The 26,214-nt window shown below is 63.3% G+C and carries 18 protein-coding genes and 2 pseudogenes; 6 read left to right on the forward strand and 14 right to left on the reverse strand.

Annotation, left to right across the window (positions count from 1 at the left end; translation table 11 throughout):
* Window positions 1–86: 86 nt before the first annotated feature.
* From gltA to rpoZ, 7 genes are all read right to left on the reverse strand, one after another.
* The gene (gene gltA, locus Q0K00_RS03735) at window positions 87–1,505 is read right to left on the reverse strand and encodes an NADPH-dependent glutamate synthase (protein ID WP_297227467.1); all 1,419 of its coding nucleotides are present in this window, start codon (window positions 1,503–1,505) and stop codon (window positions 87–89) included.
* Window positions 1,495–2,334: a sulfide/dihydroorotate dehydrogenase-like FAD/NAD-binding protein gene (locus Q0K00_RS03740; protein WP_297227468.1), complete on the reverse strand. Its 840-nt coding sequence runs from the start codon at window positions 2,332–2,334 to the stop codon at window positions 1,495–1,497. The genes gltA and Q0K00_RS03740 overlap by 11 nt, the downstream gene beginning before the upstream one ends.
* A 173-nt stretch (window positions 2,335–2,507) precedes the next feature.
* Window positions 2,508–3,719: an acetate kinase gene (locus tag Q0K00_RS03745; RefSeq protein ID WP_297227469.1), complete on the reverse strand. Its 1,212-nt coding sequence runs from the start codon at window positions 3,717–3,719 to the stop codon at window positions 2,508–2,510.
* Window positions 3,720–3,799: 80 nt separating this feature from the next.
* Window positions 3,800–5,899 (reverse strand): phosphate acetyltransferase, encoded by a 2,100-nt coding sequence (gene pta / locus Q0K00_RS03750; RefSeq protein WP_297227470.1) that lies wholly within the window; start codon window positions 5,897–5,899, stop codon window positions 3,800–3,802.
* A 103-nt stretch (window positions 5,900–6,002) separates the two neighbouring features.
* Complete coding sequence (gene nifJ, locus Q0K00_RS03755) at window positions 6,003–9,536, reverse strand: pyruvate:ferredoxin (flavodoxin) oxidoreductase (RefSeq protein ID WP_297227472.1); 3,534 nt, start codon at window positions 9,534–9,536, stop codon at window positions 6,003–6,005.
* A gap of 732 nt (window positions 9,537–10,268) precedes the next feature.
* A complete protein-coding gene (dnaJ, locus tag Q0K00_RS03760; protein ID WP_297227473.1) occupies window positions 10,269–11,384 on the reverse strand; it encodes a molecular chaperone DnaJ in 1,116 nt (371 codons plus the stop codon).
* Window positions 11,385–11,386: 2 nt separating this feature from the next.
* Entirely contained in the window at window positions 11,387–11,626 is a 240-nt protein-coding gene (gene rpoZ, locus Q0K00_RS03765; protein ID WP_296304060.1) for a DNA-directed RNA polymerase subunit omega, read from the reverse strand.
* A 323-nt stretch (window positions 11,627–11,949) separates the two neighbouring features.
* Here rpoZ and Q0K00_RS03770 point away from each other — a divergent pair, with 323 nt between their 5' ends.
* The 4 genes from Q0K00_RS03770 to Q0K00_RS03785 all read left to right on the forward strand — a co-directional run bounded on the left by Q0K00_RS03770 (window position 11,950) and on the right by Q0K00_RS03785 (window position 16,293).
* On the forward strand, window positions 11,950–12,759 hold the full coding sequence (locus Q0K00_RS03770) for a tRNA 2-thiocytidine biosynthesis TtcA family protein (protein ID WP_297227474.1): 810 nt from the start codon (window positions 11,950–11,952) through the stop codon (window positions 12,757–12,759).
* 34 nt (window positions 12,760–12,793) lie between these two features.
* Window positions 12,794–13,690, forward strand: coding sequence for a M23 family metallopeptidase (locus Q0K00_RS03775; protein WP_297227476.1), 897 nt, complete (start codon window positions 12,794–12,796; stop codon window positions 13,688–13,690).
* Between the two features lie 90 nt (window positions 13,691–13,780).
* Window positions 13,781–15,007 carry a dicarboxylate/amino acid:cation symporter gene (locus tag Q0K00_RS03780; RefSeq protein ID WP_297227477.1) on the forward strand — a complete coding sequence of 409 codons (1,227 nt, stop codon included), beginning with the start codon at window positions 13,781–13,783 and terminating at the stop codon, window positions 15,005–15,007.
* Window positions 15,004–16,293, forward strand: coding sequence for a serine dehydratase subunit alpha family protein (locus Q0K00_RS03785; RefSeq protein ID WP_297227478.1), 1,290 nt, complete (start codon window positions 15,004–15,006; stop codon window positions 16,291–16,293). Before Q0K00_RS03780 ends, Q0K00_RS03785 begins: the two co-directional genes overlap by 4 nt.
* A gap of 529 nt (window positions 16,294–16,822) precedes the next feature.
* Here the strand turns inward: Q0K00_RS03785 and gatA are convergent.
* The 4 genes from gatA to dnaK all read right to left on the reverse strand — a co-directional run bounded on the left by gatA (window position 16,823) and on the right by dnaK (window position 22,697).
* On the reverse strand, window positions 16,823–18,298 hold the full coding sequence (gene gatA / locus Q0K00_RS03790) for an Asp-tRNA(Asn)/Glu-tRNA(Gln) amidotransferase subunit GatA (RefSeq protein ID WP_297227479.1): 1,476 nt from the start codon (window positions 18,296–18,298) through the stop codon (window positions 16,823–16,825).
* 16 nt (window positions 18,299–18,314) lie between these two features.
* Window positions 18,315–18,608: an Asp-tRNA(Asn)/Glu-tRNA(Gln) amidotransferase subunit GatC gene (gene gatC, locus Q0K00_RS03795; RefSeq protein ID WP_297227481.1), complete on the reverse strand. Its 294-nt coding sequence runs from the start codon at window positions 18,606–18,608 to the stop codon at window positions 18,315–18,317.
* A gap of 65 nt (window positions 18,609–18,673) precedes the next feature.
* A complete protein-coding gene (locus tag Q0K00_RS03800; protein ID WP_297227482.1) occupies window positions 18,674–20,149 on the reverse strand; it encodes an ABC transporter substrate-binding protein in 1,476 nt (491 codons plus the stop codon).
* Window positions 20,150–20,774: 625 nt separating this feature from the next.
* Window positions 20,775–22,697 (reverse strand): molecular chaperone DnaK, encoded by a 1,923-nt coding sequence (gene dnaK, locus Q0K00_RS03805; protein WP_297227483.1) that lies wholly within the window; start codon window positions 22,695–22,697, stop codon window positions 20,775–20,777.
* 229 nt (window positions 22,698–22,926) lie between these two features.
* Here dnaK and Q0K00_RS03810 point away from each other — a divergent pair, with 229 nt between their 5' ends.
* Window positions 22,927–23,754 (forward strand): C-GCAxxG-C-C family protein, encoded by an 828-nt coding sequence (locus Q0K00_RS03810; RefSeq protein ID WP_297227484.1) that lies wholly within the window; start codon window positions 22,927–22,929, stop codon window positions 23,752–23,754.
* Between the two features lie 575 nt (window positions 23,755–24,329).
* Here the strand turns inward: Q0K00_RS03810 and Q0K00_RS03815 are convergent.
* Window positions 24,330–25,082, reverse strand: a pseudogene (locus Q0K00_RS03815) (IS5 family transposase).
* A 190-nt stretch (window positions 25,083–25,272) separates the two neighbouring features.
* On the opposite strand from Q0K00_RS03815, the gene Q0K00_RS03820 reads away from it, so the two are divergent.
* Window positions 25,273–25,599 (forward strand): SMR family transporter, encoded by a 327-nt coding sequence (locus Q0K00_RS03820; RefSeq protein WP_289616696.1) that lies wholly within the window; start codon window positions 25,273–25,275, stop codon window positions 25,597–25,599.
* Between the two features lie 124 nt (window positions 25,600–25,723).
* Here Q0K00_RS03820 and Q0K00_RS03825 read toward each other — a convergent pair whose 3' ends face one another.
* Both Q0K00_RS03825 and Q0K00_RS03830 read right to left on the reverse strand, forming a co-directional pair.
* Window positions 25,724–26,044, reverse strand: a complete 321-nt coding sequence (locus tag Q0K00_RS03825) for an amidohydrolase family protein (protein WP_077073805.1) — start codon at window positions 26,042–26,044, stop codon at window positions 25,724–25,726.
* A gap of 19 nt (window positions 26,045–26,063) precedes the next feature.
* Window positions 26,064–26,214: pseudogene (locus Q0K00_RS03830) on the reverse strand (IS5/IS1182 family transposase); the annotation flags it as partial.

A 26,214-nucleotide genomic window follows, 5' to 3' on the forward strand; every position in this document is an offset into this window, starting at 1 on the left:
GTTGCGCGCAGGGCAAAAAAGCGGGAGCGGGAGGCGCTCCGGTCTGTGCCGGACGCCTCCCGTCTCCACGTGATGACGTTTGTCTGCTACATGCCGCCGAGACGGCGCACGATCTCCTGACCGGCCCTGCGGCCAGCGCCCATGGCCAGGATGACCGTGGCAGCGCCGGTGACGATGTCGCCGCCGGCAAAGACGTTGGGCAGGGAGGTCTCCCCGGTCTCCTCGTTGACCTTGATATAGCCGCGCTCGGTCTTGTCCAGTCCTTCGGTGGCTTCCAGCAGGATGGGATTGGAGCGGGTACCCAGGGCCACGATGGCCAGATCGGTGGGCAGGTCATATTCCGAACCCGGCACCGGCACGGGGCGACGACGACCGGAGGCGTCCGGTTCGCCCAGTTCCATCTTCTGCAGGGTCACGGAAACAAGGTGCATCTCGTCGTCCCCGTTGAAGCGGACGGGCGCCGAGAGCATGGCGAACTTCACGCCTTCCTCCTCGGCATGTTCCACTTCCTCATGACGGGCGGGCATTTCCGCGCGGGTGCGACGATAGACGATATGGACGCTTTCCGCGCCCATGCGCAGGGCGGTGCGGGCGGCGTCCATGGCCACGTTGCCCGCGCCGAAGACCGTGACGTTCTTGCCGTGGAAGGCCGGAGTGTCGTGGTTGGGGAAGTCGTAGGCGCGGCCGAGGTTCACGCGGGTCAGGTATTCGTTGGCCGAAAAGACCCCGACCAGATTCTCACCGGGCACGCCGAGGAATACCGGCAGACCGGCACCCACGCCGATGAACACGGCGTCGTATTCCTTGGCCAGTTCGGTGACGCTGACGGTGCGGCCGCCCACGTGGTTGAGGTGGAAGTCCACGCCGGTCTGGCGCAGGCCGTTCACTTCGGTGGCCACCACGTTCTTGGGCAGACGGAAGGCCGGGATACCGTAGATGAGCACGCCGCCCGGCTCATGCAGGGCCTCGAACACGTCCACCTTGATGCCCGCGGCGGCACAGACGCCCGCGCAGGTCAGCGAGGCCGGACCGGAGCCGATGCAGGCCATCTTCTTGCCGCCCATCGGCACGGCGCAGGAATTGGTGCCCGTGACCTGCTCACAGGCCGAGGACGCGATATGGTTGTCGGCCACGAAGCGCTCCAGACGGCCGATGGCCACCGGCTGTCCCTTGGCCTTGAGCACGCAGTTGCCTTCGCACTGATTTTCTTGAGGGCAGACGCGGCCGCAGACGGCGGGCAGACTGTTGGTGGTCTTGATGATGCGGTAGGCCGCGTCGAAATTGCCGCGCGCCACTTCACCGATGAAGTCGCGGATGGGCACCTCCACCGGGCAGCCCTTGACGCAGCGGGGATTCTTGCACTGCAGGCAGCGGGCGGCCTCCTGCAAGGCCATTTCCTTGGTATAGCCGAGGGCCACCTCGTCAAAGTTGCGGGCGCGCACGTCGGCGGGCTGACAGGGCATGTCCGTACGCGGGGCGACGGTCTTTTTTTCTTTAGTTTCCATGCTGGCTCCTGTACTGATCGAGGGAGATCTTCTCCTGTTCGCGGAAAGCGCCGAGGCGGCGGCGCAGTTCGGCAAAGTCCACCTGATGCCCGTCGAATTCGGGGCCGTCCACACAGGCGAACTTGGTCTTGCCGCCCACGGTCACACGACAGGCGCCGCACATGCCGATGCCGTCCACCATGATGGGGTTGAGGCTGACGGTAGTGCGCACGCCGAAGGAGCGGGTGGTCTCGGCCACGGCGGCCATCATGGGCACGGGGCCCACGGCCACCACTTCGAAGACGTCCTTGTCCGTTTCCAGACGCTCGCGCAAAAGATCGGTCACAAGGCCCTTGTGCCCGTAGCTGCCGTCATCGGTGGAGATGAGCAGCTCGTGGGCAAAGCTGGAGAGTTCCTTTTCAAAGAGCAGCAGATCCTTGGTGCGGGCGCCGATGACGCCCACGACGCGATTGCCGGCCCGCCAGTGCCCCTTGGCGATATGGTGCATGGCGGCGATGCCCGTGCCGCCGCCCACACAGACGACGGTACCCTTTTTCTCGATATGGGTGGGCTTGCCGAGCGGCCCGCACACATCAAGGATGCTGTCCCCGGCCTTGAGGTCCTCCAGCAGGGCCGTGCTCTTGCCCATGACCAGATAGACGATGACGATGGTCCCCTTTTCGGGGTCGGTATCAGCAATGGTGAGCGGGATGCGCTCGCCGTCAGGGTTCATGCGCAGCATGACGAAATGCCCGGGACGGGCGTTGCGTGCGATCTGCGGCGCATGGAGGACCAGTTTGCTGGTCCTGCCCGGAATGAGGCTTTCCTTTTCCAGAATGGGTGTCGGCATGGGGCCACTCCTGCAGAAAAAAGTGAATGTGGGGCAAATGATAGCCAAGGTTGCAGCCGGGCGCAACAAACATTGTCCCGTCGTGTGCCGGTCTGCGGCGGCAGGCGGCGTTTTGACGCAAAAAAAGGCCCTGCCGGAGCAGGGCCTTGCGGGACGGGGAAAGGGGATGGCGGCTAGCGGCCCACGATCTCCAGGGTGGCCTGGGCGATCTGCAGTTCCTCGTTGGTGGGGATGACCAGCACCTTGACGCGGCTGTCGGGGGTGGAGATGGTGCGGGCGCCGGGACGGCGGGTGGCGTTTTCGGCGGTATTGAGGCAGATGCCGAATTCTTCCAGCCCCTTGCAGACGGCTTCGCGCACGATGTCGTCATTTTCACCGATACCGGCGGTGAAGACGATGGAATCCACCTTGCCTTCCAGCAGGAAGAAGTAGCTGCCCAGGGTCTTCTTGATGCTGCGCACGAGCATGTTCAGGGCCAGTTCGGCGCGCTTGTTGCCGTTGTCCACTTCCTTGTGCACGTCGCGCATGTCGGTGAAGCCGCACAGGCCCAGCAGGCCGGACTTCTTGTTCATGAGCGTGTCCATCTCGGCCGGGTTGAGCTTCTTCTTCTCCATGACGAAGGGCACGATGGCCGGGTCGATGGAGCCGCAGCGGGTGCCCATGATCAGACCTTCCAGAGGCGTGAGGCCCATGCTGGTGTCGAGGCACTTGCCGTCGCGCACGCAGCTCATGGAAGAGCCGTTGCCGAGGTGCATGGTGATGGAGCGCAGATCCTTCAGCGGCTTGCCCAGATATTCGGCGGTCTTCTTGGCGATGTACTTGTGGGAGGTGCCGTGGAAGCCGTAGCGGCGGATGTGCAGTTCTTCGTAGAGTTCGTAGGGCAGGCCGTACATGTAGGCTTCCTGCTCCATGCCCATGCCGAATTCGGTGTCGAACACGGCCACGTTGGGCACGCCGGGGAAGAGCTTCTCACAGACTTCGATGCCCATGAGGTTGGCCGGATTGTGCAGGGGGCCAAGCAGGAAGCAGTCACGGATGATCTTCTTGACGTGATCGTCCACCTTCACCGGGTCGGTGATGGATTCGCCGCCGTGCAGCACGCGGTGACCGATGGCGTGGATCTCGCTCTTGTCCTTGATGACGCCCTTTTCCGTATCGGTCAGCAGGGTGATGACCAGTTCCATGGCTTCCACATGGGTGGGGAAGGGCGCTTCCTTGACGATCTTTTCTTCCTGGTCGGTATCAGGAGCGATCTTGTGGGACAGACGGCCCATGTCCTGTCCGATGCGTTCGGCCACGCCGGAGCACAGGACGGTCTCGGTCTCCATTTCCAGCAGCTGGTATTTGCAGGAAGAGGAACCGGCATTGATCACGAGAACTTTCATGGCAAGACTTCCTTATGGTTGATGCCGCCCGGACGAGGTAGGGAAAACGTCCGGGCGGCGTTGGTGTGCGGGGATCAGATCTACTTGTGCTTTTCGGCGGCGGCCTGCACGGCGGTGATGGCCACGGTGTTCACGATGTCCGGCACGGTGCAGCCGCGGGAGAGGTCGTTGACCGGCTTGTTGAGGCCCTGGAGCACCGGGCCGATGGCCACGGCTTCGGCGGCGCGCTGCACGGCCTTGTAGGTATTGTTGCCCGTGTTGAGGTCAGGGAAGATGAAGACCGTGGCGCGGCCGGCCACCTTGCTGTCGGGCAGCTTGGTCTTGGCCACCGTGGGATCGATGGCCGCGTCGTACTGGATGGGGCCTTCCAGCAGGAGGTCGGGGGCCATCTCCTTGGCGATGGCCGTGGCTTCCTTCACCTTGTCCACGTCCACGCCCTTGCCGGAGGTGCCGGTGGAGTAGGACAGCATGGCCACGCGCGGCTCGATGCCGAACACCCGCGCCGTGTGCGCCGAGGCGATGGCGATCTCGGCCAGCTGCTGGGCCGTGGGGTTGGGGTTGACCGCGCAGTCCCCGAAGGCCAGCACGCGGTCCTTGAGGCACATGAGGAAGACCGAGGACACCACCGAGAAGCCGGGCTTGGTCTTGATGAACTCGAAGGCCGGACGGATGGTGTGGGCGGTGGTGTTCACCGCGCCGGAGACCATGCCGTCGGCGTCGTCCTTCTTGACCATCATGGTGGCGAAGTAGGTGGCGTCGTTCATGATGTCGCGGGCGGTCTCGGGCGTGATGCCCTTGGCCTTGCGCAGCTCGTAATAGGTATTGGCGTAATCGTCGAACCGCGACGAGGTGACGGGGTTCTCGATGGTGGCGCCGGAGATGTCCAGATTGAGGTCACGGGCCTTCTGGTGGATGACGTCCGGGTTGCCCAGCAGGATGATGTCCGCCACATCGCGGCGCAGCAGCACGTCCGTGGCCTGGAGGATACGCTCTTCCTCGCCTTCGGCCAGCACGATGCGCATCTTTCTGGTCTTGGCGCGCTCGATGAGGTTGAATTCGAACATCATGGGCGTCATGCGCGAGCTGTTGGAACTGAACTGCAGGCGCTTGCTGATCTCCTTGGAGTTCACATGGTGAGTGAACAGGCCGAGGACGGTGTTGATCTTGCGGGTGTCCGTGGGCTCGATGTAGCCGGACACTTCGTGCAGGGCCATGACGCTCTGATAGGTGAGCGTATTGGTCATGAGGATGGGCAGCGGCGAATTGGTCCAGCCCTCGATGAGCTCGCAGACCTCGATGGGCGGCTTCATGCCGCCGGTCAGGAGCACGCCGGCGATGTCCGGCTTGGAGGAGGACATACGGGTGCCGATGGCGGCCAGCAGGATGTCCGTACGGTCGCCGGGCGTGATGATGAGCTGGTCCTTCTCCACATACTTGAGGAAATTGTCGATGTGCATGGCCGCGATGAGGTAGGAACCGACCATGGTATCGAGGCGGTTCTCCCCGTAGAGCACTTCCGCGCCGAGGCTCTTTTTCACGTCGTACATGGTGGCCTTGGCGATGGTGGCGTCATCGGGGATGGCGTAGACCAGGGCGCGGTGCGCCTCGGTGCTCAGCGCGTCGCGGATCTCGTCCAGTTCCATCTGCGAGAGATGGCCGCGGTTGATGATGGTGGCGATGACCTCCAGCGAGTTCTCGTTCATGGTGGCCATGACGTTCTGGAGGCTCTGGCGCAGGTCGTCGGCCGGATGGTCGCCGTTGACCACCAGCATGACCGGGCAGCCGAGATTGGAGGCGATCTCCGCGTTGAGCTCGAATTCGTAGACCGCGTCCTTGCCGAGGAAGTCCGTACCTTCCACAAAGACGAATTCGTGCTCGGCCTGCAGTTTCTTGAACTGCTTCATGATGGTCTCGATGACCAGATCATGATCGCCGCGGTTGATGACCTTGCGGGCCTCCTCGTGGGTATAGACGAAGGTCTCCGCATAGTCCTGCCGCAGTTTGAACTGCTCCATCATGAGATGGATGTCCGGGTCGCGGTCGGTCATCTGGGGGGTGTTGATGATGGGCCGGAAAATGGCCACGTCGCGCATACTGAGATTGAGCATGTGCATGATGCCCAGAGCCGCGGCGGTCTTGCCGGACAGGGGGCCTGTGGCGGTGAGATACAGGGCGTTCATGTTTCCTCCGAAGGCGGCAGCGGGGCTGCCATACTCAAAGCCCGGGCTGCGCAAGGAAGGGGTACGGCGCAGCCCGCCGTACCCCTGTGGTGTGCGTGAGGCGTTAGCTGTTGCTGCCGGGCAGCGGCAGTTCAGCCATTTGCTTGTACATGGCGAAGCGTTCCATGTAGGACTTGTCGAGCTGTTCCTTCAGCTGCTGGGCCACGTCGGGGGCCTTCTTGTCCAGGGCCGCGAAGCGGGTCTCCCCGGCCAGGAATTCCTGCAGGCCGCCGTTGGGCTCCTTGGTGTAGTCGAGCTGGAAGGGGTTCTTGCCTTCCGCCGCCAGAGCGGGGTTGTAGCGATAGAGCGGCCAGTAGCCGGTCTGCACGGCCAGCTTGGCTTCTTCCATGCTCTTGCCCATGCCCTTGCGCAGGCCCTGATTGATGCAGGGCGCGTAGGCGATGATGAGCGAGGGGCCCTTGTAGGCTTCGGCCTCGCGGAAGGCCTTGACCACCTGCGCCTTGTCCGCGCCCATGGAGATGGACGCCACATAGACGTAGCCGTAGGTCATGGCCATGCGGCCCAGATCCTTCTTGCCCATGCGCTTGCCGGAGGCGGCGAACTGGGCGATGGCGCCCAGCGGCGTGGACTTGGAGGCCTGACCGCCGGTGTTGGAATACACTTCGGTGTCGAAGACCAGCACGTTGATGTCGTCGCCGGAGGCCAGCACGTGGTCCAGGCCGCCGTAGCCGATGTCATAGGCCCAGCCGTCGCCGCCGAAGACCCAGACGCTCTTCTTGGTGAAGAGGTCGCCCATGTGCCACATCTCGTGGGCCAGCGGGCTGCCGAAGTCTTCCAGGTTGGCCAGCACGCGCTCGCCGTATTCGCGCGAACCTTCGGCGTCGTCCTTGTGGGCCAGCCAGCCTTCCATGGCGTCCTTGAGTTCGGGCGAGATGCTCTCGTCCTTGAGGGCCTCCTGCACGAGCATGGCCAGGCGGTTGCGGCGCTGCACATAGGCCAGGCCGATGCCGCAGCCGTATTCGGCGGCGTCCTCGAAGAGGCTGTTGCCCCAGGCCGGGCCGAAGCCGTCCTTGTTGGTGGTGTACGGCGTGGTGGGCGAGGAGGCGCCCCAGATGGACGAGCAGCCCGTGGCGTTGGCGATGAGCATACGCTCACCGAAGAGCTGGGTCAGCACCTTGGCGTAGGGCGTTTCGCCGCAACCGGCGCAGGCGCCGGAGAACTCATGCAGGGGCTGCTGGAGCTGCGAACCCTTGACGCTGTCGCGCGGCATGAGGTCGTCCTTGAGGGCGATATGGTCCTCGGCAAAGGCGAGATTGGCCTTCTGGGCCTCGATCTGGGTCTCCAGCGGCTTCATAACGAGCGCCTTTTCCTTGGCCGGGCAGACGTCGGCGCAGGAGCCGCAGCCGAGGCAGTCCTCGGCGTAGACCTGCATACGCATCTTGAAGCCCTTGAGTTCCTTGCCCTGAGCGTCCTTCACCTCAAAGGTCGCGGGCGCGCCTTCCAGCTCGTCGTCGGAGGCGACGACCGGACGGATGGCGGCGTGCGGGCAGACGAAGGAGCACTGGAAGCACTGGATGCAGTTGTTCACCTGCCATTCGGGCACGAGGATGGCCGCGCCGCGCTTTTCGCAGGCGGCGGTGCCCAGCGGCATGAGGCCGGCCGGCTCCATGGCGGAGACGGGCAGCTTGTCGCCGCGCTGGCCGAGGATGGGACGCACCACGTTGCGCAGATACTCGTCGTCGCCGCAGTGGCAGACTTCCGCGCCTTCGGTGGCGTTGGCCCATTCGGCGGGGTATTTGATCTCTTCAAGGGCGTCCATGCCCTTTTCCACGGCGGCGATGTTCATGTTGACGACCTTGTCGCCCTTCATGCCGTAGGCCTTCTTGATGGATTCCTTGAGCAGCTCCACGGCGTGCTCGAAGGGGATCACGTTGGCCAGCTTGAAGAAAGCCGTCTGCATGATCATGTTGATGCGGCCGCCGAGGCCCACTTCCGCGGCCACCTTGACGGCGTCCACGTTGTAGAACTTGAGCTTCTTGCGGGCGATGGTGCGCTTCATGGCGGCGGGCAGGTGCTTTTCCATGTCGGCCAGCGACCAGTTGGAGTTCAGCACGAAGGTGCCGCCTTCCTTGGCGCCTTCCAGCACGTCGTACTGGGTGACGTAGGAGGACTTGTGGCAAGCGATGTAGTCCGCCTGCGTGATGAGGTAGGAGGACTGGATGGGCGCCTTGCCGAAGCGCAGGTGGGACACGGTGAGGCCGCCGGACTTCTTGGAGTCGTAAGCGAAGTAAGCCTGGGCGTACATGTCCGTGTTGTCACCGATGATCTTCACGGCCTGCTTGTTGGCGCCCACGGTGCCGTCGGAGCCGAGGCCGAAGAACTTGCACTGCACGGTGCCGGCGGGCACGGTGTCGATCTCCTCGTCCACGTCAAGGGAGAGGTTGGTCACGTCGTCGCGGATGCCCACGGTGAAGTGGTTCTTGGGCCCCACGGCCAGCATGTTGTCGAACACGGCCTTGGCCATGCCGGGGGTGAAGTCCTTGGAGCCGAGACCGTAGCGGCCGGCGATGAGGGTCGGGGCCTCGCCCTTTTCCATGAAGGCGGTGCACACGTCCTGATAGAGCGGATCACCGAGGGAGCCGGGCTCCTTGGTGCGGTCGAGCACGGTGATGGTGCTCGCGGTGGCCGGGATGGCCTGCATGAGGTGAGCGGCGGAGAAGGGCCGGAACAGGCGCACTTTCACCAGACCCACGCGCTGGCCGCGCTGGTTCAGGTAGTTCACCGTCTCTTCGATGACTTCACAGGAGGAACCCATGCTGATGATCACGCGGTCGGCTTCGGGGTCGCCCACGTAGTCGAAGAGCTTGTATTTACGGCCGGTGATGGAGGCCACCTTCTGCATGTTCTCCAGCACGATGGACGGCACCATGTCGTAATACAGGTTGCTGGCCTCGCGGTTCTGGAAATAGATGTCCGGGTTCTGGGCGGTGCCGCGGATGTGCGGGTGTTCGGGGTTCATGGCGTTGTTGCGGAACTCCTCCACCTTGTCCCAGCTCACCAGACCGCGGATGTCCTCATAGTCGATGAGTTCGATCTTCTGCACTTCATGAGACGTGCGGAAGCCGTCGAAGAAGTGGCAGAAGGGCAGGCTCGCGTCGATGGCGGACAGATGGGCCACCAGCGCGAGGTCCATGCATTCCTGCACCGAGGAGGAGCAGAGGAAGACAAAGCCCGTCTGCCGGGCGCTCATGACGTCCTGATGATCGCCGAAGATGGACAGGGCGTGCGAGGCCAGGGCGCGGGCCGACACATGGAAGACGCCGGGCAGCAGTTCGCCGGCGATCTTGTACATGTTGGGAATCATGAGCAGGAGGCCCTGCGAGGCCGTGAAGGTGCTGGTCAGCGCCCCGCCGGAAAGCATACCGTGCACGGCGCCGGCCGCGCCGGCCTCGGACTGCATTTCCCGCACGAGCACTTTCTGGCCCATGAGATTGAGAGCGCCGCGGGCGGCCATCTCGTCCACCACTTCGCCCATGACGGACGAGGGCGTGATGGGGTAGATGGCGGCCGTGTCGGACAGGGCGTAGGCAATGTGCGCTGTGGCGTTATTGCCGTCCATGGTTTTCATCTTCGCCATTATGATCCTCCTTGCGCCCGAAGGCGCTCTGTTTGGCAAAAGCGGGCCAGAGGCATGGCGTCCCGCTCCCCGGCAGGATGCGGCGGAACGGGAGAAAATGCGCTGCTGGCATGGTCAGGGGTGCCGCCTCCCGTGGCGCATGGCGGCGGGAGGCGCGGTGTCGAGGATGTATCCTCGGCATGTCCAGAGCCTAGCAAGAAATTGATTGATTGAACAGTCTATTTTGACGCATTTTCTGAAAACTTTCTGTGCCGTCACAGAAAGGAAAGAAAATCAACGTATTGCCCTTTCGGCGGATCGCCTTCCCCGGGCAGAGGCGGCGACTGGCCGGTCAGGACGGAACGACTTTTCTCTCCTGCAACACTCTAGCCTGTCTTGGGCAGGGGCGCAAGCATCGCGGGACATTCTCCCGGTCCGGCACGGCAGTTTGACGGGGACTGCTGGAGGAAGCCCCTGCGCTCCGGCAAAGAACGGCATGGGGAGGCGTGCCCTTCCGCGAAAAACAAGGGGGGACGCTACGCGTCCCCCCTGATATCGTGAGCCTCTTTTCGAGCATTTTCCGTTTGGACCGCTTCGCGTCCCAAACCATATGGCCTGTCGTTCCACAGAAAACGCGCCTTTCCCGCTTGCTTCGGGCCGGGCGGCGCTGTGCCGCCGCCTCGCGTCCTGTCTTTTCGATGGCGAAACGCGCCAGCGCCTGTTGATGTCAGGCGCTCGCGCTACGTTCCCTGTTTAGTCGAGCCCGATCTTCTTGCCGATCTTCTTGCCGACCTTCTTGGCTTTTTCGAGGAAGCTCTCCTCTCCGAGGGATTCAAATTCCCGCAGCAGCTCTTCCTGCCGTTCGGAAAGCTTGGTGGGCGTCAGCACCTTGACCACCACCAGCAGATCCCCCCGCTGACTGCGGCCGGGGTAGGGCATACCTTCGCCCTTGAGGCGCAGCGGCGTGCCGCTCTGGATGCCCTTGGGGATCTCCAGCGGCAGGGGACCGTTGAGGCCCGGCACTTCGACGCGGTGGCCCAGCGCGGCCTGCACGAAGCTGATGGAGCATTCGTAGATGAGGTCCTGGCCCTGGCGGTCATAGTGCTTGCTCGGCTCGACATGGAGCACCACATAAAGGTCGCCGGGCGGGCCGCCGTGCACGCCGGCCTCTCCTTCGTCGCGTACACGCAGACGCGTGCCCGTGTCCACCCCGGCCGGGATGCGTACCACGATCTCGCGCACGTTCTCCACCACGCCGTCCCCCTTGCAGCGGGGGCAGGGCGTGGCGATGACCTGACCGGTACCATGACAGGCCGGGCAGGGCATGGCCAGCTGGAAGAAACCCTGTGTCCGGCGGACCTGTCCCGTGCCGTTGCACTGGCGGCAGGTCTCCGGCTTGGTGCCGGGAGCCGCGCCGCTGCCCTTGCATTCGGGACACTCTTCGTGACGGGGCAGCTTGAGCGGGATCTCCGCGCCGGTGGCCGCCTGCTCGAAGCTGATCTCCAGGTTGTAGCGCAGGTCGGCGCCGGCCATGGGCCGGGGGCCGCTGCGGCCCGTCCCGCCGCCAAAGCCGAACAGGTCCCCGAAGATGTCGCTGAAGTGGGCAAAAATATCGTCCGTGCTGCCGAAGCCGCCCGCGCCTCCCTGCAGACCGGCATGACCGAAGCGGTCATAGCGGGCGCGCTTGTCGGCATCGCGCAGCACGTCATAGGCTTCCGCGGCTTCCTTGAACTTGCGTTCGGCCTCGGCATCCCCCGGGTTGCGGTCCGGGTGATACTGCATGGCGAGCTTGCGGTAGGCCTTTTTTATCTCGTCTTCCGAAGCGTCGCGGGACACTCCCAGCACTTCGTAATAATCGCGTTGCGCCATGACTAGCCTTCGCTGTTGGGGGCCTCTTGACCTTCAGGCAGCGGCGTATACAGGCTCATGTCCTCGGGCATGACCTTGCCGGCGGCGATCTCGCGCAGGGCGGTCACCACTTCCTTGTTGCGGCTGTCCACCAGCGCCTCGTAGCCTTCGCGGTACTGGCGCACGCGCTTGATGGCCATCTGCACCAGCAGAAAGCGGTTGTCCACGCGTTCCTGACAATCTTCCACAGTAATACGGGCCATGCGTCCTCCTTCTGGGTTGGCGCGGGGCTGTCGCGGGACGGCTCCGACAGGGCCTCACCCGCCTTGCCGGGCGTTATCCGTCCGGGGCAGGGACGAAAAGAGCCGTGCCCGGGAACGGACGCGGCGGCAAGGCTCAAATTTGTTGTAACGCACAATCTTATGTGTCTGTCTTCCTTCTGTCAAGGGAAGATGGCCCCCCGCGCATGACGTCGCCGGAGGTCGGCGTCCGTTCCCGAAGGCATCCCGCGCCGTTCCTCTTGACGCGGGGCGGGCCTTCGTGCGACATGCCGCCCTGCGGGAACCGCCCGCAGGCAAGGGGAACCATGCGCGAAAAACGATCCTATGCCCAGGAGGTCTGCGTCAAGGGCGCGGGCAAGGCCATGCAGCAGGCGGGTATGCTCTGGCCGGGCTGCCGGGTGGGAGTGGCCGTCTCCGGCGGCGTGGACAGCTTTGTGCTGCTGAAGAGCCTGCATATCCGGCAGGGCATCGTCCCCTTCCGTTTCGAGCTCATGGCCATCCATCTCAATCCGGGCTTCGATCCGCAAAGCCACGCGGCCCTGCTGCCGTGGCTCGCGCGGCACGGCATCGCCTCGCATCTGGAAGTGACGGACTACGGCCCGCACGCCCATTCGGAAGAGAACCAGCGGCGTTCCCCCTGTTTCCGCTGCGCCTGGCTGCGGCGCAAACGGCTGTTCGAGCTTTGTTCCCGCTATCGCCTGACCCATCTGGCATTGGGCCACAATGCCGACGATCTCGTGGAGACGTTCTTCCTCAATCTCTGCCGCAACGGCCGCGTGGACGGCATGAGCATGAATGAACCCTTTTTCGGCGGCAAGCTGCGGCTCATCCGTCCGCTGCTGCTCGTGGAAAAGAAATATATCCGCAAGGCCGCCCAGCAATGGGAACTGCCCATCTGGGCCAACGTCTGCCCTTCGGCGGGGCATTCGGCCCGCAGCGACATGAGCGCCACGCTGGAACATCTCTACGCCGTGGCCAGGGATTCGCGCCGGTGCATCGGCAACGCCCTCACCCGCTGGCAGCTGGACAAGCACCGCGACAGCGCCCTGACCAGTGAGGCGGCGCAGGCCGCGTCCGCTCCCGGCGACAGGGCCCGCGGCGGACGCGTGCGTTGACAGCGGCCCGCATGGCGGCTTAGAAGTAGAAGGTATGCTCCTCGGCAAATACCATATCGTCATCTTTCGCGAAGGACGCAGCGGCAGCCGTAATGTGCGGCTGCGGGGCTGGTTCGGCTTCGTCTCCTGCATCATCGTGCTGGCGCTGGTGGCCTGCAATGTGTGGTTGTGGCGGGAATGGCTGCAGAACCGGCACCTTGAGGAGTCCCTCGCCAATACCGAACGGCGTCTGGAGGACCAGCGCCGCCAGCTTTCGCTGCTCGGCGGCAAGCTGGGCGAGGTGACGCAGGACCTGCAGCGGGTGCGCAACTTCGACAGCAAGCTGCGCATCATGATGAACATGGAGCAGGACCCCGCCGAAGTGGGGGACGATCAGGCGGGCAGCTTTGCCCATTCCTACCTGCCCATGCACCGGCAGGAACTGGCGGCCCGCAAGATGCAGGATTTCCTGGACTCCCTTTCCGACGCCGTGCGGCTGGAAGAGGTGCGCCAGCAGGACTTGCTCCATGCCCTGCGCGACAACCGTGACGCCATCTCCACCATGCCGACCATCTGGCCGGTGGTGGGTTTCGTGACCTCCGGCTTCGGCGCGCGCTCCGCTCCCTTCGGCGGCGGCAGACGCCAGTTCCACAAGGGCCTCGACATCTCCAACCGGATCGGGACGCCCATCACGGCCACGGCCCAGGGGACCGTCCTCAAGGCCGGGCATGACGGGGCTTACGGCCTCAGTGTGGAGATCAACCACGGCGGCGGCATCGTCACCAAGTACGCGCACATGCAGCGTTTCGTGGTCCAGCCCGGGCAGTACGTCAAGCGTGGCGAGGTCATCGGCTACATCGGCATGACCGGCCGCACCACCGGCCCGCATCTGCATTACGAGGTCATCCTCAACGGCGTGCCGGTCAATCCCATGCGCTATATCCTCGAATAGGGGGGCCGCGTTGCGTGCCCCGGCGCTGTGCGCTATACTGGTTCCGGCTCGTACTCTCGCGGGCCGGAACCTTATTTTGGGAGGTGCAGTATGGCTGCCAAGGCGGGGGACTTTTCCCTGATCCTCAAACTGCTGGCCGGCATCGTCATCGGCGCGCTCGTCGGCACGTACATCGGCAACAATGCCGACAGCTCGCTCAACCACGTCATGGACGTGGTCGTGTCGCTGCGGCACATCTTCGGACAGATCATCTTCTTCCTCGTGCCGCTGGTCATCGTCGGCTTCATCACGCCCGCCATCGTGCGTCTGGGGCAGAACGCCAGCAAGATCCTCTTCACCGCCGTGGCGCTGGCCTATGCCTCGTCCCTGGGGGCGGCGCTCTTCTCCACCATCTCCGGTTACGCCATCATCCCCCATCTTTCCGTGGCCAAGGAGACGGAGACCCTCCGCAAGCTGCCGGAAATGGTCTTTCGGCTGGACATCCCGCCGTTGTTCAGCGTCATGAGCGCGCTGGTGCTGGCGCTGCTGTTCGGCGTGGCCATCGCCTGGACCAAGTCCGAGACCCTGAGTCGCCTCTTCAGCGAACTGGAACGCGTCATGAGCGCGCTGGTGGTGCGCATCATGATACCCATCCTCCCCTTCTTCGTGGGGCTCTCCTTCCTCGGTCTGGCCTATGAAGGCTCCCTGAGCCTGCATCTGCCGGTCTTTGTCTCCATGGTGCTCATCGTCATCGTGGGGCATTTCATCTGGCTGGCCCTGCTGTACGGCATCGGCGGCATCCTCTCCGGGCGTAATCCCTTTGAGGTCTGCCGCCACTACACGCCCGCCTACCTCACCGCCGTGGGCACCATGTCCAGCGCGGCCACCCTGCCCGTGGCCCTGGAATGCGCCCGCAAGTCCCGCGTGCTGAGCCGCAACATGGTGGAATTCATGGTGCCGCTGGGCGCGACCGTCCACCTCTGCGGTTCCGTGCTCACGGAGACCTTCTTCTGCATGACCCTGCATCTCATGCTCTACGGCAGCCTGCCCAGCGTGGGCGTGATGCTGCTCTTCTGCGTGCTGCTGGGCATCTTTGCCGTGGGCGCGCCCGGCGTGCCCGGCGGCACGGTGGTGGCCTCGCTGGGCATCGTGACCGGCGTACTGGGCTTTGATCAGAACGGCGTGGCCCTGCTCATCGCCATCTTCGCCCTGCAGGACAGCTTCGGCACCGCCTGCAACGTCACCGGCGACGGCGCGCTGACCCTCATGCTGGAAGGTCTGTTCAATCGTAACGGCGAGCTTGGCCCGCTGCAAAACGGCGCATCGGAGCAGGCATGAGTCTGACCCCCCAAGACCGTAAGGCCATCATCGGCCTGCTGCACAAGGAAGTGGTGCCCGCGCTGGGCTGCACGGAGCCCATTGCCGTGGCGCTCTGCGCGGCCCGCGCCGCCGAGGCCCTCGGTTGCCGTCCCCAGTCGCTGGATGTGGCGGTGAGCGCCAATCTGCTCAAGAACGGCATGGGCGTCATGGTGCCCGGCACCGGGGAGATGGGCCTTGCCGTGGCCGCCGCGGCCGGTGCGCTGGGCGGCAAAAGCGCCCTTGGGCTGGAATGTCTGCGCGATCTGGACGCCGCTACCGCTGCCGCCGCCCGCGACATGGCCGCCAGTGAGGCCGTGGTCCTCCACCTGCCGGACAACGAGGATTTGCTCTACTGTCTCGTGACCGCCTCGGCCGATGGTCGCACCGCCGCCGCCGAGCTGCGCGACAGCCACGACAATATCACCCGCGTCTGGCAGGATGGCGTGCTCGTCAGCGATACGGCCGCAACGCCCGCCCGGCAGGAGGACGGGACGACCGTCTGGCCCCTGAGCATGGCCCGTATCGACGAGTTCGCCCGTACCGCGCCGCTCGAGGAGATCAGCTTCATCCTGGATGCCGCCCGCATGAATCGTCAGGTGGCCGAGGAAGGACTGCGCAAACAGTACGGCCTCGGCGTGGGCAAGATGGTGGATGCCCAGATCCGGCGGCATGTGCTGGCCGACGATCTGCCCACCTTTGCCGTCAAGCTCACCGCCGCCGCGGCCGATGCCCGCATGGCCGGCGTCATGATGCCGGTCATGAGCAATTCCGGCAGCGGCAACCAGGGCATCACCTGCACCATGCCGGTGGTGGCCTGCGCCATCCGGCAGGGCTGCGACGACGAACACCTGACGCGCGCCCTCATCGTCAGCCATCTGACCTCCATCCATATCAAGCACCATCTGGGCCGCCTCTCCGCGCACTGCGGGGCCATGGTGGCCGCTACCGCCGCCGCCTGCGGCATGGCCCTGCTCATGGGCGGCGGGCTGCCGGACATGGAACGCACCATCCGCAACATGGTCGGCAACGTGGCCGGCATGATCTGCGACGGCGCCAAAAGCAGCTGCGCCCTCAAGGTCGCCACCGCCGTCAGCGCCGGTATCCAGGCCGTGCTGCTGGCCCTCGACGGCACTGTCGTCCCCGGCAATGAAGGTATCGTCGACGACGATATAGAATCCTGCATCGCCAACCTCGGCCGCCTCGGCTCCATCGGCATGAAGGAAGCCGACAAGGTCATCCTCGATATCATGCTGCACAAGGCATGATATGATGTCCTGTGTTTTGTTTTTCGGGGAGGGGGACCTTTTGTGAACAAAAGGTCCCCCTCCCCGAACCCCTCCCCTCCAAAAAACGTTATTTGTCCAGACACAAGCCTCCGTGGCATCGGAAGGCGTCTCCTGACCGCAAGTCAGCCGACCCCTTAGAGCAATTTCGGTTTGAAATGCGTTGCGTTTCAAACCATACGGCCTGACGTTTCGCGGAAAAAGAGCGGTTTTTCCGCTCACTTAGGGCTGGGCGGCGCGGTGCCGCCGCCTCGCGTTTCACCTTTTTCAAAGGTGAACCGCTCTAACAAAGAGCAGGCCGGACAGTTTTCGCTGTCCGGCCTTTGTTTTTTTGTGTCGCCGGGGGACGTGACAGCCGCGCGTCACCTTGGCGGGGCAAGTCGCCCGTCATGGACCTCGGCAAAAGTTTGGGGAAGGGAGAGGGGGAGCGTGAGGGGGAGAGGGGAACCGTTTTTCAAAACGGTTCCCCTCTCCCCCTCACAAACAGAAACAAGACCTCAGCCGCAGCCGCTTACAGCCCGGCGGGGGTGCCGATGGCGGGGAGGACGGCTTCGAGGGCGGCGCCGGTGCGGAGCAGGGCGGCCTCGGAGAAGGGGAGTCCCATGAGCTGCATCCCGACGGGCAGGCCGGATTCCGCGCCGAGGCCCACGGGCAGGGAGAGGCCCGGCAGACCGGCGAGGTTGAGGGAGAGCGTATAGGCGTCCATGAGGTACATCTGCAGCGGGTCGTCGTTCTTGTGCCCGATCTTCCAGGCGGTCACGGGGGAGACGGGGCAGAAGAGGGCGTCGCACTGGCCGAGGGCGGCGTGGTATTCGTCGCGGATGAGGCGGCGGACCTGCGCGGCCTTGCGGTAGTAGGCGTCATAGTAGCCGGAGGAGAGCACATAGGTGCCCAGCATGATGCGGCGCTTGACTTCCTGCCCGAAGCCTTCGCTGCGGGAGCGGAAGTAGAGCTCCTCCAGATTTTCCACATCCTCGGCGCGACGGCCGTAGCGCACGCCGTCGAAGCGGGCGAGGTTGGAGGAGGCTTCGGCCATGGCGATGATGTAATATGTGGCTATGGCCGCATGAGTGTGGGGCAGGCTCACGTCCACGATGTCGGCTCCTGCGGCGCGGGCGGCCTCGATAGCCTTGTTGCAGGCTTCGCGGACTTCAGGGGCAAGGCCGTCGCCGTAGAATTCGCGGGGCAGGCCGAGGTGGACGCCGTCGAGGCTGGCGGCTCGCCGTCCGGTACGGGCGGCGTCCACATAATCGTCGAGAGGCGCGGGCGCGCAGGTGGTGTCTCGTTCATCGTATCCGGCGATGACGGACAGGACGCGGGCGCAGTCTTCCACGCTGCGGGCCAGAGGGCCTACCTGATCCAGCGAGGAGCCGTAGGCGATGAGTCCGTAACGGGAGACGCGGCCGTAGGTGGGCTTGAGGCCCACGCAGCCGCAGAGAGCGGCGGGCTGACGGATGGAACCACCGGTATCCGAGCCGAGGGAGGCGAAGCACTGGCAGGCGGCCACGGAGGCGGCGGAACCGCCGCTTGAGCCGCCGGGCACGCATTGGGGATCCCAGGGGTTACGGCTGGCCTTGTAGGCGGAATTTTCGGTGCCGGAACCCATGGCGAACTCGTCCAGATTGTTCTTGCCGAGGATGACGGCCCCGGCTTCCTTGAGGCGCTCCACCACAAAGGCGTCATAGATGGGGGTGAAGCCTTCCAGAATACGGGAGCCGGCGGTGGTGGGCATCCCTTCGGTGGAGAGGGCGTCCTTGACGGTGACGGGTATGCCCCAGAGGGGCTTGCTCGTATCCGGGCCCTGGGCATCCAGTGCGCGGGCGTGGGCCAGAGCTTTTTCGGCATCGACATGGAGCAGGGCGTCCACTACGGGCTCCGTGGCGGCGATGCGGTCAAGGCAGGCCTGCGTGGCCTGTTCGGCGGTCATGCGTCGGGTGTACAGGGCGTCCAGAGCGTCGCCCAGACTGAGAGTGCAGAAATCGGTCATGGGGGTCTCCGTCGGACTAGACGATACGCGGCACGACAAAATATTCCCCGTCGCCATGCGGGGCATTGGCAAGGACGGCTTCACGGCTGCGGAGGTGGCGGGCCTCATCCTCGCGGAGGGAGCCTTCATGTTGTACCGGACTGTAAAGCGGCTCGATGCCGGTGGTGTCCACTCCGGCGAGCACGTCCATGTAGGCCAGGATGTCACCGAACTGGCGGGCAAAGAGGGCCTGTTCCTCCGGGGAGACGTGCAGCCGCGAGAGCGTAGCCATGTGGGCCACGTCAGCCTGCGAGATGTTTTTTTCGGACATGTGGTTTCCTTTGAGCTTGAAAAGGTCGGACGCGGCGGGGCCGCGTCCGACTGTGGGGACTGATGCTATTTGCCCGATCCGGGCAGGCGCAGCTTGTAGGAGGGGATCGGCGTGGTGCCGATGGCCGGTTGCTGCGCCGGTTGTCCGGCAACCGGTTGTGTTGCGGGCTGGACGCCGGGTTGTGCGGCGGCCGGCTGCGCGATGGGCTGGCCGGAGGCGTCCAGAGGGATGGGCTGGCCGGGTCGTACACCGGGCTGTACGCCGGGCACAAGGGGATTGCCCTGTGCGTCCACGCTGGGCAGACCCTGCTGCCGCAGGGCGGCGCGCTGCAGGATGGCCTGACGGGTGGCCTTGTAGTCTTCCGCCGAGAGCGGCTTCATGCCGTCAGCCGCGGGCTGGAAGAGGTAAAGCTTCTGGTGGGCGATGCCGTTGCCGTCCCAGGAGATGGGCGCCATGCCCCAGATCATGCGCACGCGGGCGCAGGCGGCATTGATGACTTCGCTGGGAGCGCGGTCGGGGCTGGGGGAGAGTTTGTCGAAGCCAAGCTGCACGGCAAAGCGCACGAAGTCATAGCCCAGCGCGGTCCAGAAGTCATGACCGGCGCCCTGCAGGGCCTTGGGGGCGCGGGCCTGGTTCCAGGCGCCGGGGAAGACGGCAAGGGCGAACTTTTCCACATCAGGCAGACGCTTGCCGGAGAGGCCCTGTTCCCAGAGCGTCGTGCCCATGAGTATGAGCCTGTCCTCGCCGTTATAGGTGAGGGCGGTCGTCAGCATACCCATGTTGCGCCAGGAATCCGGCAGGAAAAGCGCCTCGAAACTTGTCTGGGGAATGGGAACGGCATTGCTGCCGTCCTGGTTCTGGGTCGGCTTGATGAGGGGGGCCACGGCGCTTGCCCAGGAATTGGGGTTGCCGGCATCATAGGAAGCTTTTTGCAGGCTGAGGCCGCGCTTGGCAAGGGCTTGTTCCATGAGGCCGGTCATGCGCAGCCCGTAGACGTCGCCGGGGTAAAAGGCGCCGAAGGTGGAGACGCCCATGGTATCGGTAGCAAAGGAGAGCAGCGCGTCGATCTGGTCCTGCGGGCTGGGGAAGAAACGCCAGGCCAGCTTGCCTTCCTCGCCGTCGTCCAGTTGGGGCATGAAGGTGAAGAAGGCATGACGCCGCAGGATGCCGGACTTTCGGGCCTTTGCGTAGACGGAACTCTGGAGCGGCCCGCCGATCACGAAGAAGCTTTCAGGTCGGGAGTCGATCGCGGCGTTGAGGCGGAGCTCCCAGGATGGATCGCTTGAATCTATCGTCAGGAGCTGGACCTCGGTGCCATTGGACTTCATTTCTTGGGCGGCGGTCGTCGCGCCGCGCCGTATTTTTTGGGCTATGGGCGCAAAGGGACCGTCCGCAGGCAGGAGCAGCACGACGAGGGAGCCCTTTTTGGCAGTAGGTTTGGAAGTCTCCTTGCCACTGGTGGTCGGGAGGGAGCATCCGCCCAGAACGAGGCAGAGGAACGCAAGCAGACAGATGATGGAGAAAGAGCGCGGCAAAGTCATGGATACTGATCCCAGCGTTAAAAAAGAAAGGACAGGAACAAGCTCGCTATGGGGCTGTCCCGCAACCAAAAAGCGGGCGGGCATCCGCCGGGGATGCCGCGCGCGGGCGTTTCAGTCTTGCTTCATGGCCGGTGGACCGGTCTGTTCGGGCGCGAGTCGGGATGCGAGGTCGGTGGAGGCCCGGGCTTGTGTTCGGGACGAAGCTGAGGCTTGTTCTCCGGACGATGCGCAGGTCGGTCGTCGGGACGAAGCGCTGGCTTGTTGTCCGGGCGATGCTCAGGTCTGTAGTCCGGCGGGGGGCGGTGGCCCGGAGGCGGCGGCCGATGCCGTGAGTCATAGTCGTGGTAGGAGCCGTTGGTGCAGCCGTTTGCCAGCAGGAACGTCGACATGAGCAGCGAAAAAAGCAGTATTCGTTTCATGTTCCCTCCCCGGAGAAAAATGTCCAGTCGTTTCAGTTCAGAATAATACAGGGCGTAGCATGAGGCAAGCCTTGTCGCACAAGCGTACGGCGCGGACGAGATGGGCGTTGCGGGGAGATGCGGCGAGGGAAGGTGCCTCGCAAACAAAAAAAGGCGGGCCGAAGCCCGCCTTTGGCACAGACGCTGACGCTCATGCGTCGGGAGGTTTACTTTTTCACTTCCGTGTAGTCGGCATCCACCACGTCGTCGCCGCCATTGGCGGAACCGCCGGCATTGCCGCCGCAGGAACCGCCGGCGCACCCGCCGTCGGCGCCGGGCTGCGCGCCGCCCTGCTGCTGGTAGAGCTGCTCGGCCAGCTTGTGCGAGGCCTTGGCCAGCTCTTCGGTGGCCGCCTTGATGGCCGCGGCGTCATCGCCTTCCATCAGCTTGCGCAGATTGGCGATCTTGCCTTCCAGGTCGGCCTTGAGTCCGGCATCGGCCTTGTCGCCCAGGTCGTTCAGGCTCTTTTCCGTGCCGTAGATAAGGCTGTCGGCATGGTTGCGGGCCTCGATGACTTCCTGCTTCTTCTTGTCCTCGCTGGCGTGGGCCTCGGCTTCACGCACCAGACGCTGGATGTCTTCTTCCGAGAGACCGGAGGAGGACTGGATCTTGATGGACTGTTCCTTGCCGGTGCCCATATCCTTGGCCGACACGTTGACGATGCCGTTGGCGTCGATATCGAAGCTGACCTCGATCTGCGGCACGCCGCGCGGCGCCGGCGGGATGCCCGTCAGGTCGAAGCGGGCCAGGGTCATGTTGTCGGCAGCCATGGGACGCTCGCCCTGCAGCACATGGATGGACACCGAAGGCTGATTGTCCGCCGCCGTGGTGAACACGTTGCTCTTGCGGGTCGGGATGGTGGTGTTGCGGTCGATGAGCTTGGTGAACACGCCGCCCATGGTCTCGATGCCGAGGGAGAGCGGGGTCACGTCAAGCAGCAGCACGTCCTTCACGTCGCCGGTAAGGATACCGCCCTGGATGGCGGCGCCCATGGCCACCACTTCGTCCGGGTTCACGGAACGGTTGGGGTCCTTGCCGAAGAACTCGCCCACTACCTTCTGCACCAGCGGCATACGGGTCATGCCGCCCACGAGGATGACCTCGTCGATCTGGTTGGCGGACAGACCGGCGTCGGCCAGCGCCTTCTTGCAGGGCTCGATGGTGCGGTCCACAAGGTCGCTGACCATGGCTTCCAGCTTGGCGCGGGAGAGCTTGACCAGCAGATGTTTGGGGCCGTTCTGGTCGGCCGTGATGAAGGGCAGGTTCACTTCCGCTTCCATGGAAGTGGAGAGTTCTTTCTTGGCCTTTTCGGCGGACTCCTTCAGACGCTGCAGGGCCATGCTGTCCTTGGAGAGGTCGATGCCGTTTTCCTTCTTGAACTCTTCCACCAGGAAATTGATGATGCGCTGGTCGAAGTCTTCGCCGCCGAGGAAGGTATCGCCGTTGGTGGCGCGCACTTCCACGACGTTGTCGCCCACTTCCAGGATGGAGATATCGAAGGTGCCGCCGCCGAGGTCGAACACCGCGATCTTTTCATTGGCTTTCTTGTCGAAGCCATAGGCAAGGGAGGCGGCGGTCGGCTCGTTGATGATGCGTTTCACTTCCAGACCGGCGATGCGACCGGCGTCCTTGGTGGCCTGACGCTGGGCGTCATTGAAGTAGGCGGGCACCGTGATGACGGCTTCGCTCACCTTCTCACCGAGGTAGGCTTCCGCATCGGCCTTGAGCTTGGCCAGGATCATGGCCGAGATCTCAGGGGCCGTGTAGGTGCGGCCATCCACTTCCACACCGGCGTCGTCATTGGCGGCTTTGGTGATGGTGTAGGGGGAGTGTTCCTTCCAGCGGTCCACTTCGGGGGAAGCGTACTTGCGGCCCATGAGGCGCTTGATGGCAAAAATGGTCCGTTTGGGGTTGGTCACGGACTGACGCTTGGCGATCTCGCCCACCAGCCGCTCCTTGTCGGTGAAGGCGACGACAGAGGGCGTGGTGCGACCGCCTTCCGGATTGGTGATGCACTTGGGATCCTTACCTTCCATGACGTAGACGCAGGAATTGGTGGTCCCAAGGTCGATGCCGATAATCTTGGACATATCTGAATCCTCCCAGCGGAAAAAACTCTTCTCAGGACCGGGGGCGGAGCCGCATCCGGTCGTGAAGCAAAAGTAAGTCCTTCCTGAAAGTCGTCCAGAGGTCGGACGGATTTTTTTTGAAAATTCTGTTCGCGCGTTGACCTTGCCGGAGGATGGGTGTAGTGAAATATTGAACAAGGCCCCGTAAGGTACGGGGTTGTTGCACCTGTTTTTATCCAAGGGAGGAGCTATGGATCTCAGCAGAAGGCAACTCATGATGGGACTCGGCGGTCTGGCCGCCGGAACGGCGCTTTCGGGCGTGGCGGCGACGGCTGTGGCGGCTTCGGAAAAAATGAAGCGCTTCGCGCAGGCGGGCGGCGATTTCAGCTGGACGCCGCACAAGCTTGATCCCAGGGAATGCGCCGCCGTGGCTTATGAGGGCTACTGGCACAAGGGCTATGCCTGCGGCTACGGCACGTTCTACAGCATCGTGGGCCTGATGGCCGAAAAGTACGGCGCCCCGTACAGCCAGTTCCCCTTCTCCATGCTGGAGGCCAACAAGGGCGGCATCTCCGACTGGGGCACCATCTGCGGCGCGTTGTACGGCGCTGCGGCGGCCTTTGCCCTGTTCTGGGGGCGTGACGAGCGCACCCCGATGGTCAATGAGCTTTATCGCTGGTACGAGACCACCAAGCTGCCCATCTACCAGCCCGGCGATGCGGCCAAGGGCGTGAAGGGCGAACTGCCGCAGAGCGCGTCGCAGTCCGTGCTGTGTCATATCTCCGTCTCCAAGTGGTGCTACGCCAACAAGATCGAGGCCACCAGCAAGAAGCGCAACGAGCGTTGCGGACGCCTCACGGCCGACGTGGCGGGCAAGGCTGCCGAGATCCTCAATGCCAAGATCGATCAGGGCAAGAACTTCAAGGGCGCCTTCGCCAAGCAGGACGCCGTGGAGACCTGTGGGGCCTGTCACCAGACCAAGGGCAACGAGGCCAACTGGGCCAAGGGCGTCATGGATTGTACGCCGTGCCACAACGGCAGCGAGGCCCTGGCCGACAAGTTCAAGGATCATCCGTAAGCGAGAGGGGCGCGAGCCGCCCCGTATTTGGGATCGAAGAAAACGGCGACATCCTGTACGGATGTCGCCGTTACTGTTTCTTGATGGTTGTTTTTTCGGCGTCGGTTTTCGGCGCGACGCGGCTTTGGCCGTTTGCGAGAGAGCGTTATCTTTTTCAAAGATAAACCGCGAGGCGGCGGCACAGCGCCGCCCGGCCCAAACCAAGCGGAAAAACCACGCTTTCCCGCGAAGCGCCCGGCCGTATGGTTTGGAACGCGAAGCGTTCCAAACGGAAATGCTCCAGGGTCTGTTAAACAAATTTTCAAATAATTTCAATGAATAAACAAAACAGGCTGTATACACGTCGTTTGCTTTTGGGACGAGAGTGCCTCGTGTCTTTGACTCTCCCCCCGGTAAAAGCGCGCTGGGGAAGGGATGGGGGGCTTGGGGGGAAGGGAGCGACCGAAAGGCGGCCTGCAGAGCCGTGTCCGTTAGGCGACACAGGAGCCTTACGGGCATCGACAGCAAAGCGAGGGGTTTCCCTTCCCCACAACCAGGCAACGAATAGTGTTAACAGGCCCTAGGCTCAGGACTCATTAAAGGTAAAAAATAACGATAGCCGCAAGGTGAATTGCTGAAAGGAATGTATGAGCACAGCGATCATAGCGCATGGCTATGTGACGCCAGTCATTCACCGGGAAAACATGTGTTCTATCTTGTGATGCTGGAGATATTGTTTCTTGTTGTAATACTCATGACTCTTGTATTTTTCCGAGAAGGAATGCAGGGAGTGCAACCTCGATTTTTCAAAAAACTGCGAATCCATCCGGCATCATAGCCCCTGTCAGCAAGAAGTATTCGGGTTGAAGGCAGAGTTGGCAAGAGACATGCCGCACCGCCATAATCACTGATGCTTCCGGCTGTCAGCAATGTCCGAATCGGACGTCCGTCGAAGTCGCAGACTACATGTAATTTGGTGTTCAATCCTCCTTTTGTGCGTCCGATACAGCGAGAGGAAGCCCTTTTTTTCTCAAACTTGCGGCAGTTCTGTGAGCTTTCAGACAGGTAGCATCAATCATGAGAAGGGAGGTGTCCTGGGTACTTTCGGAAAGAGCCGTAAAAATCTTTTTGAAGACGCCCATGTTACTCCATCTGACAAAACGGTTATAAAGAGTTTTATAGGGGCCGTATTCTTTTGGAGCATCCTTCCATCGGAGACCGAACTTGAGAACATGGATAATTCCACTGATAATTTTTTGATCGTCCCTTCTGGGAATGCCTCTTGAACGAGGAAAAAAAGGGCGAATGACATCCATCTGAGCGGAAGAAAGGTAAAAAAGAGTGGACATAGAAACCTCCATATCCATACTTATCCTTTTTTGACGTCATTGGAAATAATGAGTCCTGAGCCTAGGACTTGCCACGGGATGCCCCGGATGGTAGAAAGCCGGCATGCGCCCTCCTTGCGGAGGAACGCGGGCATGATCTTCAGGCTTCCGCATGCCCGCGCTCACCACGTAAGCCGCAAGGAGTATCCCCATGCCCTGGCTTGCCTTGTTCACCGCAGTCGTCACGGAAATTATCTGGGGCCTGAGCCTCAAATGGGCTCCCACGACCTCCCGTCCCCTTGTTGCCTCCCTCATCCCCATTGTCCTGAGCTTCCTCAACATGGGCCTGCTGTCTTACGCCATGCGCTTCCTGCCCGCCGGCCTGTCCTACGCGCTGTGGACCGGCCTCGGCTCCATCGGCGTGGCCGTGGGCGGCATGCTCTTCTTTCAAGACCGCATCTCCCTGCCCCAGGCCGGCTTCATGCTGCTGATCCTCGTGGGCTGCATCGGCGCCCGCCTCGCAGCCCCGCAGAACTGATCCCCCCTTCTCCGCAAGGCGCGCAGAACAAGGCCCCGTTCCCGGCAGGAAACGGGGCCTTGCCGTGCACGGGGCCGGGCCCCTCCCGCGCAACCGCCCGTGGACGAAAGCGCAGGGGCCGGGCTCAGCCAAAAAGCATGGCCGATCCGTTCATGAGCAGCTCGTCAAGCTCGCTGTCCGTGAAGCGGGTGCGGCGCTGGAGGGCGTCGATCTCGTCCTGCGGGTCCATGATGGGGTAATCCGTGCCGAAGACCAGCCTTTCGCGCGGGTGCCGCCGCAGGATGGCGCGCAGGGTGTCGTCGTCGATCTCCTGCATGCAGGAGGACGTGTCCATCCAGACGTTGCGGTCGGCCAGCACGTCCAGCGCGTACTTCCATTGCCGGAAGCCCCCCAGATGCGCGGCGCAAACCCGGAGCTTCGGGAACTTGTCCAGAATGGCGGCCATCTTGTAGGCTCAGGACTCATTAAAGGTAAAAAATAACGATAGCCGCAAGGTGAATTGCTGAAAGGAATCTGTGAGCACAGCGATCATAGCGCGTGGCTATGTGACGCCAGTCATTCACCGGGAAAACATGTGTTCTATCTTGTGATGCTGGAGATATTGTTTCTTGTTGT

Source organism: uncultured Desulfovibrio sp., assembly GCF_944327235.1.
Classification (GTDB): domain Bacteria; phylum Desulfobacterota; class Desulfovibrionia; order Desulfovibrionales; family Desulfovibrionaceae; genus Desulfovibrio.